The organism is Paenibacillus sp. J22R160 (assembly GCF_059692135.1).
The window spans coordinates 283,364-296,193 of the sequence record NZ_JCAUAU010000002.1 but is presented as its reverse complement, the minus strand read 5'-3'; the positions used below and the strand labels follow the sequence as shown (position 1 = coordinate 296,193).

The 12,830-nt window shown below is 46.2% G+C and carries 15 protein-coding genes; 3 read left to right on the top strand and 12 right to left on the bottom strand.

The genetic code is table 11. The features are described 5' to 3' along the window. Window positions 1-93 precede the first annotated feature (93 nt). Entirely contained in the window at window positions 94-927 is an 834-nt protein-coding gene (locus AC58UW_RS04865; protein ID WP_497419580.1) for a hypothetical protein, read from the bottom strand. A 217-nt stretch (window positions 928-1,144) separates the two neighbouring features. Between AC58UW_RS04865 and AC58UW_RS04860 the strand changes: the two genes are divergently transcribed. Continuing rightward, window positions 1,145-1,711, top strand: coding sequence for an FAD-dependent oxidoreductase (locus AC58UW_RS04860; RefSeq protein ID WP_497419579.1), 567 nt, complete (start codon window positions 1,145-1,147; stop codon window positions 1,709-1,711). A gap of 77 nt (window positions 1,712-1,788) precedes the next feature. On the opposite strand, the gene AC58UW_RS04855 is transcribed toward AC58UW_RS04860, so the two are convergent. The 5 genes from AC58UW_RS04855 to crcB (AC58UW_RS04835) are packed head-to-tail and all read right to left on the bottom strand — an operon-like array spanning window position 1,789 to window position 5,138. Continuing rightward, window positions 1,789-2,214, bottom strand: a complete 426-nt coding sequence (locus AC58UW_RS04855; RefSeq protein WP_497419578.1) for a CoA-binding protein — start codon at window positions 2,212-2,214, stop codon at window positions 1,789-1,791. A 12-nt stretch (window positions 2,215-2,226) separates the two neighbouring features. Then, complete coding sequence (locus tag AC58UW_RS04850; RefSeq protein WP_497419577.1) at window positions 2,227-3,045, bottom strand: C39 family peptidase; 819 nt, start codon at window positions 3,043-3,045, stop codon at window positions 2,227-2,229. Between the two features lie 34 nt (window positions 3,046-3,079). Next, a complete protein-coding gene (gene aroA, locus AC58UW_RS04845; protein ID WP_497419576.1) occupies window positions 3,080-4,375 on the bottom strand; it encodes a 3-phosphoshikimate 1-carboxyvinyltransferase in 1,296 nt (431 codons plus the stop codon). A gap of 26 nt (window positions 4,376-4,401) precedes the next feature. After that, window positions 4,402-4,761, bottom strand: a complete 360-nt coding sequence (gene crcB, locus AC58UW_RS04840) for a fluoride efflux transporter CrcB (RefSeq protein ID WP_497419575.1) — start codon at window positions 4,759-4,761, stop codon at window positions 4,402-4,404. After that, window positions 4,758-5,138 carry a fluoride efflux transporter CrcB gene (crcB, locus tag AC58UW_RS04835; RefSeq protein WP_497419574.1) on the bottom strand — a complete coding sequence of 127 codons (381 nt, stop codon included), beginning with the start codon at window positions 5,136-5,138 and terminating at the stop codon, window positions 4,758-4,760. Before crcB (AC58UW_RS04835) ends, crcB (AC58UW_RS04840) begins: the two co-directional genes overlap by 4 nt. A 107-nt stretch (window positions 5,139-5,245) precedes the next feature. Between crcB (AC58UW_RS04835) and AC58UW_RS04830 the strand changes: the two genes are divergently transcribed. Further along, a complete protein-coding gene (locus AC58UW_RS04830) occupies window positions 5,246-5,536 on the top strand; it encodes a rhodanese-like domain-containing protein (protein WP_497419573.1) in 291 nt (96 codons plus the stop codon). Between the two features lie 21 nt (window positions 5,537-5,557). Here AC58UW_RS04830 and AC58UW_RS04825 read toward each other — a convergent pair whose 3' ends face one another. After that, a complete protein-coding gene (locus AC58UW_RS04825; protein WP_497419572.1) occupies window positions 5,558-6,064 on the bottom strand; it encodes a shikimate kinase in 507 nt (168 codons plus the stop codon). Window positions 6,065-6,211: 147 nt separating this feature from the next. Between AC58UW_RS04825 and AC58UW_RS04820 the strand changes: the two genes are divergently transcribed. Continuing rightward, the gene (locus AC58UW_RS04820) at window positions 6,212-6,535 is read left to right on the top strand and encodes a hypothetical protein (RefSeq protein WP_497419571.1); all 324 of its coding nucleotides are present in this window, start codon (window positions 6,212-6,214) and stop codon (window positions 6,533-6,535) included. A 13-nt stretch (window positions 6,536-6,548) separates the two neighbouring features. Here the strand turns inward: AC58UW_RS04820 and gnd are convergent, their stop codons facing one another. Genes gnd through AC58UW_RS04795 form a run of 5 tightly spaced genes read right to left on the bottom strand, consistent with a single transcriptional unit; the run spans window position 6,549 to window position 12,664 of the window. Further along, window positions 6,549-7,961 (bottom strand): NADP-dependent phosphogluconate dehydrogenase, encoded by a 1,413-nt coding sequence (gnd, locus tag AC58UW_RS04815; RefSeq protein ID WP_497419570.1) that lies wholly within the window; start codon window positions 7,959-7,961, stop codon window positions 6,549-6,551. A 32-nt stretch (window positions 7,962-7,993) separates the two neighbouring features. Continuing rightward, a complete protein-coding gene (locus tag AC58UW_RS04810) occupies window positions 7,994-8,761 on the bottom strand; it encodes an SDR family oxidoreductase (protein ID WP_497419569.1) in 768 nt (255 codons plus the stop codon). 40 nt (window positions 8,762-8,801) lie between these two features. Then, the gene (gntK, locus tag AC58UW_RS04805; protein ID WP_497419568.1) at window positions 8,802-10,373 is read right to left on the bottom strand and encodes a gluconokinase; all 1,572 of its coding nucleotides are present in this window, start codon (window positions 10,371-10,373) and stop codon (window positions 8,802-8,804) included. Then, window positions 10,370-11,641: a nickel pincer cofactor-dependent isomerase, group 22 gene (locus AC58UW_RS04800; RefSeq protein ID WP_497419567.1), complete on the bottom strand. Its 1,272-nt coding sequence runs from the start codon at window positions 11,639-11,641 to the stop codon at window positions 10,370-10,372. The genes gntK and AC58UW_RS04800 overlap by 4 nt, the downstream gene beginning before the upstream one ends. A gap of 18 nt (window positions 11,642-11,659) precedes the next feature. Beyond that, window positions 11,660-12,664 (bottom strand): LacI family DNA-binding transcriptional regulator, encoded by a 1,005-nt coding sequence (locus tag AC58UW_RS04795; protein ID WP_497419566.1) that lies wholly within the window; start codon window positions 12,662-12,664, stop codon window positions 11,660-11,662. Between the last annotated feature and the right edge of the window lie 166 nt (window positions 12,665-12,830).

The following is a 12,830-nucleotide window of genomic DNA, read 5'->3' as shown; positions in this document are numbered from 1 at the left end:
TATCAAATCGTATAGCTTGTTTGACTGTTTGTCAAAACAAAATAAGCAGGTCGAGGATCGACCCGCTTATGAATGTCGTTACGTTTGAAGTAATTAGTGGGAGGAGTTATTTCCGTATTGCTGTCCCATGCCCGTGCTGCTGATACTTTGGTTATACGGTTGCGCGAATTGCTGTTGGTAGCTTTGAAACCCTAATTGTCCTTGTTGCCCCTGCTGCTGATAGCCTTGTTGTGTATTTTGCTGAGCTGCATAACTGGGTTGGTAGGATTGGATAGAAGGCGTAGAAGAGTCACTACGTAAATAGGCATCATGACCTTGTTGGTTTCCGCGATAATTGGCCGTATGGTAGGCATTAGGCGAAACATAGGTTTGACCACTAGGCTGCAGATTCATTTGTGAAGAACTAGTATACTGGCTGGACGGTTGGCTGTAAGAATAGGTGGACGGTTGAAATTGACTAGTAGCCATTTGATTGCTCTGGTTATTCATCCCATTGTAGGTAGAATAAGCGCTTTGGAAGCTTGATGGTTGGTAGTGCGAAGGCATGGAAGAATCGCTGCGCAAATAATTGTCATGGCCAGGTTGGTTCCCCCGATAATTCGCCATGTGAAAAGACTCTGTGGTAGCATTGCCTTGATTGTAGCCTTGACTGTTGCTTTGATTGTTGCTTTGACTGTTGCCTTGATTGTTACTTTGAATATAGCCTTGATTGTTGCCTTGACTATAGCTTTGAGTATAGCTGTTCGAAGCTGGTTGCGTGTAAGACTGGACATAACCAACAGGTTGATACTGCTGCTTCTGATAACCCTGATACTGGGATGCGCTGCTTTGGTAACCTTGTGAAGCTTGATTACTTTGGGACGCTTGCATACCTTGGGAAGAGTTTCCGAACGACGAGGTACTGTTGTTGTTGAAATTGTTATACATGTGTAAATCCTCCTCTATACTTCTAGTTTTTGGACACCTTTTTGGAGCCTCTTTTATTCTCTCCGCTCTTCTGTATTTTATTTATTTTTATTTTGTGAGACCGGCATTGGGTTTCATATCAGATAACATACTTTCTATACACATAAGTTGACTAATAGGAATTAAATATGCCATAATTTCTTAGTACCCCACACTCTTTACAAGGAGGAATACGGATATGGCCTATGACATTATTATTATTGGAGCCGGACCTGCTGGAGCAAGTGCAGCCTTATTTTCAGCCAAAGCAGGCAAATCAACACTTGTTATTGACAATGATCAAAGCGTGACAAAACGCGCATGGGTTGAGAATCATTACGGTGTAGACGGTATCTCAGGTCCTGACCTAGTAGAAATCGGAAAGAAACAAGCCACGAAATTCGGTGCCGAATTCGTTCAAGGAAAAGCTACACAATTGAATCAAGCTGGCGAAGGCTTTCAAGTAACGACAGAAAATGGTACATATGAAGGTAAGTATGTCATTCTTGCCACAGGATTATCCGTTGACCTTGCAGAAGCCTCCGGCATTCAGACAAAACCTGGTACAGAGCCTCGTATCAAAACCGTTGTCGATGCCGATGCGCAAGGTAACACCAACCTCAAAGGTGTATGGGCAGCTGGCACTATAGCCGGTGTTTCCATGCACACCATTGTCACTTCCGGAGATGGCGCCAAAGTGGCTATTAACGTGATCAGTGAACTGAATGGCTCACGTTACGTCGATCACGACGTATTAAAAGCATAAGCTTTATCGTAAATAAAACCGCTTCTCTCTCACCATAACGGTCAGAGAAAAGCGGTTTTTTATGTTTCAGCAGCTATTTAGTTGTTTCGCGGATTGAGAACGGCGTCCTCAACTTTAATACAACGATCCATAATGACTTCTAAGCCTGCCTCACTTGCGATGCGGGCTGCTTCTTCATTCACGATCTCAAGTTGAAGCCAAAAGACTTTTGCTTTGATTTTGACTGCTTCCTCTGCAACTGGAACGACTTGATCTGCACGGCGGAATACATTGACGATATCCACAGGCTCTGGAATGTCGGATAACGAAGCGTAGCATTTCTCACCCAAAATTTCTGTCGCATTTGGATTGACTGGGATGATCCGATATCCCCTGCTTTGCATCGCAGCAGCCACCATATAAGACGTGCGATCAGGTTTATCGGATAAACCTACGACCGCAATATTGCCTGCATTCGCGAGAATTTCCTTAATATGCTCTCTAGACGGATTTTCAAAAGTCATGAGTGATACCTCCTATTTTTTCAAGTAAGTGAGGCCTTGCTTCCCCATTGCGGTCCAACTATCGATAAACTGTGCTTTGTTTACTTGCAGCTGCTTCTTACCGCTTAATGGATCATTCAAGTATACATTATTCTCATCATATCCGACCAATAATACAGCATGCTCCGCATAAGTCGTTTGAAGCGGTCCTAACGACGTGTCCCAAGTCACCCATTTATAGGGAATATTAAAATCAATTGTCGTCCAAGTAATGACCGGATAACCGCTCGCTATCTGCTGTTCATATAGCTCGAAGGACTCACCTGTAATATCGATCGCTTCAGGGATGTAGGACTTTAGCTGTGGAAAAAGACCGGCATGGTAAATTCCGAAGCCTCTTTGCTTCCGGGTAACATCACCTACAAAGCCTATGTTCGGGTTTCCCCAGTAAGCAGGCGACCCATCCGCATTAAGCTTGATAGGCGTATTATCTTTAGGCATCTCGGCAGCAAGTTCCATCTTACTTTTGGTAATGCCATAGTAATGGAGCAGCATCGTTAAACTCGTTATTTCACAACCCGCTGGAAGTTCAGGCAGTTGAGCAAAAACAGGAGCATCAATCATTGCTGATTTTTTTGTCTGGATCGTCGGTTGCGGCGAAGAAACCTCCGCTGCTTGAACAGGCGCGGCTGGCTTAGCCATGGGCACTATAGGGTTGGTTGCAAATAAAGCCGGTTCTTTTCCTGTGGCTTTGGCATACAGCAGTACAGCAAAAACACTGCTGGCAAACACAAGTCCTGCAACGAGGAAAAATCCAAACGTCACCTTTAGCCCCTGCCAAATAATCCTCATGCTGACTCACCCGATCCTTGTTTGTGGAATGAAATTACTCCTTCACAAGTTCAACCTGAGCACCGATAGAACGCAAATGGTCAAAATACTGCGGATAAGATTTGGCCACGTGATGAGCATCACGAATTGTCAAACCTTTCTCGGAACGAAGACCAACGACGGTTAAAGCCATAATGACGCGATGATCGAAGTGAGCATTGATCTCGACACCGCCAGCAACTCCTTGCGGCTTGCCGTGGACGATGATTTCACTTTGACGTTCTTCCACGTCAGCACCTGCTTTACGCAGCTCGTTCAAGTAATCAGTGATTCGGTCGCACTCTTTATAACGCAAATTCTCGACATTGTAGAAACGAGATGTACCTTCTGCAAAAACAGCTGCCGCAACCATGGCTAATACAGCGTCTGTAAAGTGATCGCCATCAAACTCCCCTGCGATCAGTTTTTGGTTGCCGCGAACATGTACAACTCCGTTATCATGCGTTAAATTAACACCCATAGCTGTTAAAACATCGACACAAGCTTTCTCACCTTGCTTGCTATTTTCTTCTAGACGAAGAACTCGCACATCCGAGTTTGTAACTGCCGCTGCTGCCAGAATGGCCGCAGAACCTGGATAATCCCCTTGAATGACGTACTCTTTGGCTTGATAGGATTGTCCACCAGGAATGCGATAGTGCATCAAATCTTCGCTTGCATGAACAACAATGCCAGCTTGCTCAAGCACTTCGAGCGTTTGACCCACAATAATTTTGGATTTCAAGTCATGAAGCACTTCTATCTCACTATCCTCTTCAAGAAGAGGTGTCATGAATAAGAGAGAGCTAAGGAACTGCGAGCTAACATTTCCGGAAACCGTAAGTTTACCGCCGCGGGGTTTGCCCCCTTTAATTGTTATCGGCAAACGACCGTTAGAATGTTGTACTTCCACGCCCATTTGCTGCAAAGTTTCAATTAAGTCGTCATGCGGACGCTTACCTAATGATTCAGGGTAGGTGTTAACGAAGGTTACCTCCGGGCAAAAGGCTGCTGTAGACATTAAGAAACGCAGAACCGCCCCAGCATTTCCGACGTTCAACTCAGACACGTGTTTAGGATTCTTACCGAAGCCTGTGATGACAATCTTTTCGTCATCTTCTTCAATGACAGCACCTAAATCTTGTACACAGCGTCTCATAGCATCACTATCTTCACTGTGAGCTGGGTAATAAATCGTGCTTGTTCCATTCGCAAGGGCACCAATTAGCAAATAACGAGTAGTGTAGTTTTTGGAGGAAAGCGCGTTAATTTCTCCTTGTAGGCTAGCAGTAGGTTTCACAATGGCTTTCATGTGGTTAATATCTCCTTCGCATGTGTTTATATGTAATATCCGATGAAAGTTAATAGAATTCCACCGGTATAACTGAGCATTGTATAGATCATCCAAGCTTTCCATAGCCCTGCGCGGAGCTGTTTCATGCTTTCCAAATTTAAAGTAGAAAATGTAGTGAAAGCTCCCATAAAGCCTGTACCAATCAATAGTTTCCAATCGTCATAGGCATGGTATTTCATAAGAATTCCTAGTAAAAAACAGCCCAAAAGATTTATTGTCAGTGTACCATACGGGATTGAACTTGGGAACCTTATCGACATGTATGTGCCAAGTCTAAATCGGCTGATCGCCCCAAAAAATCCTCCAATACTTACTAAACATATCGGCCATATCCAAGTATTCATGAAAGTTGCTCCCCCCGATGTGAAAGCAGTGCGAAGCGGATCCCCACCCAAGTACAAGCAAGTCCTCCCCACAAACTGCCAAGCACATAACTAAGAGCGATGAACGGATGTCCTTGGTGAAACATATATACCGTCTCGTAACTGAACGTAGAGAATGTAGTAAAAGAACCGATAAAACCTGTCGTAATTGGTAATTGAAGCTTCGCAGGTATCGGGAGCCTGTCCGTAAATGTAATAAAACCAAGCAATAAACAGCCAAGTAAATTGCAGATAAAAGTACCCCAAGGAAAAAGTGGCGCCGCAGTAGGATTCCATAAAGCGGAGAGCCCAAAGCGCGCGAGTGCGCCGATAATACCAGCTAAACCTATAGATAACATATGATTAACTCCAGTGCTGCGCGAGGTTTGACATCTTGTCTTAATGTTTCTATCATTACTTGTGATGGGTCTTCAACCCAGCATTTCAAAAACAAGGAGGTCCTACGATGGATACGATTTTACCATCCGCCGTCAAAGATAGACTAAGCCGTGGCGAGAAGTTGGCAATCATTGACGTTCGGGAAGACGAAGAAGTAGCTGAAGGCATGATTGCAGGAGCCATTCATATTCCGCTGGGCCAACTGCCGGAGCGATTAAGCGAGATCCCGCAGTCTGACGAAGTGATTCTAGTATGCCGCAGCGGCAATCGCAGCGGACGAGCGCTTGGCTTTTTGGAAGCACAAGGGTATAAAGGACTTAAGAACATGACTGGTGGCATGTTGGAGTGGGAGGACTAAGCTTAAGGCTTGTCCCTCCTCTTAAAGATTAGCTTGCCGAATAATCAAATCTACAATTTGGTCTGTCGTTAGCTCAGTTGTGTCAATCGTGGTATGAGCGAAATCGTATGCTGACTTTCTCTGTTCAAGCAGGGTGTGAACGCGCTCTTCCAAGTTCCCCTGCAATAAAGGACGACTTATATCGGTGCTCACGCGATGAATGATTGCCTCAGGTGAAGCTTTCAAAGCCACAACAAAGCCATTACGGAGCATGCATATTCTATTCTCCTCTGCTAAGACAGCACCCCCGCCTGTTGCCACAATTTGCCCTTTATGAGCTAATAAACTTTCAAGCGTTCTACTCTCTAATGAACGAAAATGCGCTTCCCCATATTGACGAAACAAATCCGCAATGCTCGTCTGTTGCTCTTCTTCAAGCACGGCATCCGAATCTTGAAAATTCCATCCTAGACGCTCAGCGAGCTTCTTCCCGACGGTTGATTTGCCTGTCCCCATGAAACCTACAATTACAAGATTGCTTGTTGTCACTTTAATCCCCTTTTCTCATATGCTGTTCATACAAACTTTCCCAACATCATACCATAGCCGAATAGTCATGAATACAATCCATTTGAAAATCATATAGTAGTGTGAATAAATTCCAACACAAACAGTTAAGATTTTAAGAGAAACCTAATGCCGACAAGGAGAGATGAAGTTTTGAACCCAACTGTTGCCTATTCCAACCACACGCAAGGCAAACTGGAGCAAATCTTACACCCGAGCTATGTTTTGTGCAAAGAGGATGTTGTTTGGATCTTGGAGTTTATTAAGAAAAAAGTGGCTGAAGAAGACCCTCACGTGCAAGGTCTTGCTCAACCACGATTGTTAAAAAATTTCCGTTATTTTGCCGAAGTCTCCTTGATGCTCATTCACAGACGGAACGGCTTCGATCAAGAAGCCGATCGTTTAAAAATGTGGCTGCGCGAAGCGGCATACGGTTTACAGGGAGAGGCGTAGCGCCCCTGCCCTCTTAGTTTTCCATCCAGTTGAAATGGAAGGAACCTTCTTTGTCCACACGTTGGAACGTGTGTGCGCCGAAATAATCACGCTGCGCTTGCAGCAGGTTAGCCGGCAATCTTTCTGTACGGTAGCTGTCGTAGTAAGCAAGTGCCGAAGCGAAAGAAGGAACCGCGATACCGCGAGTTACAGCCTCTGCAACAACTTGTCTCCACGATTGTTGATAGTTTTCTACCACATCTGTGAAGTAAGAATCGAGCAGAAGGTTTTTCAACCCCGGATTGCGGTCATACGCATCTTTAATATTTTGAAGGAATCTAGCACGAATAATGCAGCCGCCGCGGAAGATCATCGCGATGTTGCCATATTTCAGGTCCCATTTATATTCATCAGAAGCTGCTCTCATTTGAGCAAAACCTTGTGCATAAGAGCAAATTTTACTTGCATATAGCGCTTGACGCACAGCTTCAATAAATGCTTTACGATCGCCTGTGTAGGCTGGAGCATCAGGTCCTTTGAGCACTTTGCTAGCTGCTACGCGTTCTTCCTTCATCGCGGAGATGAAACGGGAGAATACGGATTCCGTAATGATGGAAAGCGGTACGCCAAGATCCAGGGAACTCTGACTGGTCCATTTTCCTGTTCCTTTTTGACCAGCGGAATCCAGGATAACGTCAACCATTGGTTTGCCTGTTTCAGGGTCGTATTTCGTGAAAATGTCTCGTGTAATTTCGATTAAGTAGCTGTCAAGCTCGCCATTGTTCCACTCTGTGAAAATCTCATGAAGCTCTTCTGTGCTTACATTCAGAACATCTTTCAAGAGTTGGTAAGCTTCACAGATCAGCTGCATGTCGCCATACTCGATACCGTTGTGCACCATTTTTACATAGTGTCCAGCACCGTCTGGTCCGATGTAAGTACAGCAAGCGTCGTCGCCAACTTTGGCAGCAATAGCTGTAAGGATAGGCTCAACCAATTTATAAGCGGATTCTTGACCACCTGGCATAATCGACGGGCCTTTAAGGGCGCCTTCTTCGCCGCCGGAAACACCAGTTCCAACGAAACGAATACCATGTGCTTCCAATTCTTTGTTACGGCGCTGCGTATCTGGGAAGAATGCATTGCCTCCATCGATCAGGATATCTCCCTTTTCAAGATGCGGCAGCAATTGGTTGATCGTATCGTCTGTTGGACCGCCTGCTTTGACCATGATCAAAATTTTGCGCGGAACTTCCAAGGATTGTACGAATTCTTCAATAGTGTATGTACCAACTAGCTGTTTGCCTGCTGCTTCTTGAAGAAGCTCTTTTGTTTTCTCGGCAGAACGGTTAAATACGGATACAGTGAAACCTCTGCTCTCGATGTTTAACGCTAAGTTTTTCCCCATTACCGCTAATCCAACTACACCAATTTGTTGTTTAGACACGTCTCTCATACACCCTTCCGATATATAAATATTTAAATCGTCATCGCGCCAAAACCGCCGTCTACTCTTAAAACAGAGCCTGTAACAAAGCTAGAAGCTTGTTCAGAAGCAAGGAACACAGCAGCACCCTGTAGCTCAGATGCCTCACCGAATCGGTTCATCGGCGTGTGACGCATAATGGACTCGATACGCTCAGGCGACAAAATCTTACGATTCTGCTCAGCTGGGAAGAAACCAGGAATGATCGCATTCACACGCACTCGGCTCGGAGCGAATTCGCGGGCCATGTTCTGTGTGATGTTATTAACAGCTGCTTTAGAAGCGGAGTAAGTGAATACACGTGATAGAGGTGGATCTGAGGACACCGACGAAATATTGATAATGCTTCCGCCTTCGCCACGTTCAATCATATATTTCCCAAACACCTGGCAAGCTAGTACGACGCTTTTTAAATTAACCTCCATAATAGAATCCCATTCTTCCATGGAAATGTCAAAGAAAGGCGTAGCACTATTTTTCCCTGGGCAGTTCATCAGAATGTCAGCACGGCCAGACCAAGCGATAACTTCCTTAAGCACAAGCTCTAAATCTTCACGTTTCGTTGCATCTGCTTGAAAAGTTTGAGCTTCGCCGCCGATCGCTTCGATCTCCTGACGAACCTGATCGCTTTTCTCTTGATTGCGTCCGACAATAGCAACTTTTGCGCCGTGACCGGCGAGTGCAATCGCCATTGAACCTCCAAGTGTACTGTTACCACCGATAATTACTGCTGTTTTCCCTGTAAGATCGAATAAATTCATTTGTCTTCATCCCCTCTAGCATTTTGCTTGCTTAAGCTATTTATGATTGAGGGCTCCGAAGGTGCTGACCTTGAAAGGCGGTTATCGCGTCGAATTGATCTTTTAACTGATGATATACGCTTGTATAAATAGATGTCAATTGTTGATATACGCGATAGTTGCTTTCATTCACCTCGTGAGCCGTTCCAACCTGAATCCAGTTGTGTGCATGAGCCAAATCATCAATCTCGCCCATCGCAAGTAAACCAAGCAGTGCAGCGCCAATTCCAGAGCTTTCGATAGAGTCCGGCACCGTAACGGAAGTACCCAACATGTCCGTCATCATCTGGCGCCAGAATTCGGATCTGGCGAAACCGCCCGAAGCTCGAATCACCTGTGCCGGCCCCATAATCCGCTCAAGCGACGTTGCGACAGCTTGGATCGAAAACATAACGCCTTCCAGTGCCGCGCGAATCATATGCTTCTTCTCATGGCTAAGGGAAAGCCCAAAGTATACCCCGCGTGCGTTAGCGTTCCAGTACGGAGCGCGTTCCCCTGAAAGCAGCGGCAGGAACAACAGTCCGTCAGAGCCCGCTTTCACTTCGGAAGCCAGCTCCGTCAAGTAATCATAGGGATCGATTCCTCGGCGGCGTGCTTCTTCAGACTCTGCGGTAGCGACCTGGTCCCGAACCCAGCGGAAAACTATGCCGCCATTGTTGATGGGTCCGCCAACGACCCAGAACTTTTCGGTTAGCGCATAGCAAAACAGCTTGCCCTCCGGGTCCGTTTGCGGCTTAGTCACCACGCTGCGCACTGCGCCGCTGGTTCCGATGGTGACAGCGACAACGCCGGGCTCAAAAGCGCCTACGCCGAGATTAGCCAAGACACCGTCAGAGGCTCCGACAATAAACGGCGTATCTTGGGACAATCCCATCGCAGAAGCATATTCAGCGTTAAGGCCTTCTACGCGGTATGTTGTTGGAACTAGTTCTGATAGCTGATCCGGAGTGACGCCAGCTTGACCTAGCGCTTCTACATCCCAATCCAAGTTCTCCAGATTGAATAAGCCTGTTGCACTGGCAAGGGAATGATCAATTAGATAACGGTCAAAAAGCTTTGCGAAGACATATTCTTTGATGCCAATGAACTTGTACGTCTCTTTCATGAGTCCAGGTTCATTATCTCGGAACCACATTAGCTTAAGCAGTGGAGACATCGGATGGATTGGCGTGCCTGTTCGCGAATAAATCTGCTGCCCCAGACCGCTGCGCTTTAATTCAGCCGCGTACATCGCGCTGCGATTGTCTGCCCATGTAATACAAGCGGTCAGCGGCATCGTGTTTTTATCAACAGCAATAAGACTATGCATAGCTGAACTGAAGGAGACGCAAAGCACTTGCTCAGGCTTGACGCCTACCATCCGAACAACTTCGCCAATCCCTTGCACGACAGCATCAAAAATTTGATTCGGATCTTGCTCAGCACGATCAGCAGCCGGTGTGAACAGGGGATATTCAATGGAGTGAGACCCCAGAACTTTCCCCTCGCGTGAAATGACGAGCGTTTTTGTACTTGTCGTACCAATATCAGCCGCGATGATGTAAGGCTTGAGGGTACTTAATTGGTCTGTCATTTGCTAATATTCCCCTCTGTGTTAAATGAAAGCTCGTAAGGCTCCGTTAAAATCTCAATATCTGGATGAACACGCGCTGCGTCGAGCAAATTCACGGAGATTTCAATTTCGCCAAGATGAAGCGTATCTTGGATCCGAACCAGCTTACACTTCGTGTAGTCTAGAATGTTGCAAGTTTTTACAGCAGCCTTAATCGCATAGAAATCATTCTCCAATGTTGTTGCAATCTTAGTTGGCGCACATACGGTGGAAGTTAATCCGTTAGCATAGGTGAACTCCAGGTTTGTTTTATCCACTAAGCGTTGAGTCGTAAAATCGGCCGTTCCTACCCCATTTGCATTTCCTTTTGTTTCTGGTGTCAAATCCAAAACAACCATTTTCGCAACATCAGGGCCACCGTGCGCATAAGGCGTCGGGTAACGGCCTGTTACGTTAGGATCCATGCCGTCGCCGCTAATATTTTTACCAATATAATCAATGACCAGCACATCAATCTCATCGAACAAAATCTTTGGAAGACGCGCCTTCGCTTCAATCAACAGCTGCTCTTCGCGCTCTTCAATTTCAGCAGCAGGTAGCACTTCTACACGGCAAGTCTCGTCGTACGCATTCTCAACAAGGGCTACGCCGAACACGATTGGCAGCTTCTGGATCATCAAGTTAGCCATGGCCGGCACATTTTCCGCCATATACTTAAAGCCAAGCTGATGACAAGCTTCAGCTCCCTTCTGCTTCCCTAGCCCGATCGCGATCATCTTCATGATGCCGCTCTCAATGCGCCCACGGAACGCTGTATGCGGCTTCACACGGTTAATTACGACGATGGCATCCGCTTCCGAAGCGATGCGATCCACATAAACCGGCAATCCGTTGGGAAGCTCGTCAATTTTCACGACTTCCATGGATGAGCGAATTGGCGCGCCCATCGTCGCTTCCGTGATGCCGAAGTGAAGCAGCACTTCCGTTTGTCCTTCTGCCGTTGCCCCGCCATGGCTGCCCATGCAAGGCACGATGAACGGGAACGCGCCTTTTGCCTTAATGGCATCAATGGTTGTTTTGGTAAACCCGGCGATGTTCGCAATCCCTCTGCTCCCTACGGCGACTGCAACTTGCTGACCTGGAAGAATGGTCTCCATGACCCCGGTGCTCGCAAGCTTATCCGCAAGCTCCTGCTCCGGATTTTCCAGAATCGTACGGTCGAACTTTTGACGAATCTTGACCACTTGCGGGATCGGAATATCATGTAACAGCTCTCTTAAAATGCTCATCGAGTTTCCCCTCTTTCTTTATGTTGACAGCTTCTTTACGGACTCCCGCACAACGAGCTCTGTCTTCAAAAGTACTTGCTCCGTCTCGTGCTGCTTATTTTCAATATTGCCCAGGAGCCGTACAGCGCCTTCTTTACTAATTTGTTCAATTGGCCTACGGACAGTTGTTAACGCAGGCGTAACGTAAGCTGCAAATACCGTATCATCAAACCCAACGACGGAAATGTCCGCCGGCACCTGCATGCCGGCTTCCGATATCGCTTTCATTGCGCCAAGCGCCATCTCATCATTACAGCTAAAAACGGCGGTAGGCCGCTCTGTCAAGGCAAGAAATTGCTGCATTGCTTTATGACCGCTTTCAAGATCGTACAAGCCTGGTATTCTGTAGATTGGCGGGATGCTTATCCCGTAATGCTTCATAGCTCTTTCGAAACCGTCTTTCCGGTTTTGAGCGGATTTAAAGCCTTTGCGCCCCTCAATCAACGCAATACGCGTATGACCTTGTTCAATTAAATAGGAACAGGCCAGGAAAGCGCCCTGCTCTTCGTCGGACAGGACATTCAACACGCCAGCCGTAGAAACCGGCCGATTGAGAACGACAAGCGGGATGCCTTTACTTGCGATATGGTCAATAATGGACTGGTCGTCATCGCTTTGAGAGACAATGATAATTCCGTCAAAGCTTTTGCGAGTAATGGATTGAAAGCTCGAATAGTCATCAATCCCTTTGACAATCAATTGGTACCGGTCCTGAATGACCGAGTTGACGCCGCGAATGGCTTCATAGAAGAAGCCTGCTGAAGTTCCTTTACTCAGTGTTGTAAAGAACAGTCCCAAATTATACGATCGATCGAGTACTAAGCTCTTTGCACTGTAATTGGGCGTATAATCCAGTTGCTCAGCTATGAGGCGAATACGTTCTTTCGTTTCCTCTTGAATAAGCGGACTATTATTAAGCGCCCTGGAAACAGTTGTATGGGACACACCCGCAAGCTTGGCAATATCCTTAATCGTTACGCTCATTCCTTCACCTCTATCAGAAGCATATCATATTTATGCACACGTTAACAATAGTCTTTTTCAATAAAAAAACTCCCTTTCCTGGGAGCGGTCTATCGATAGTTTAAGCAAAAAATCCAAGTAAATATACGTTTTCTTTTCCAGAAACACAAAAGAGAGTCCGTATGTA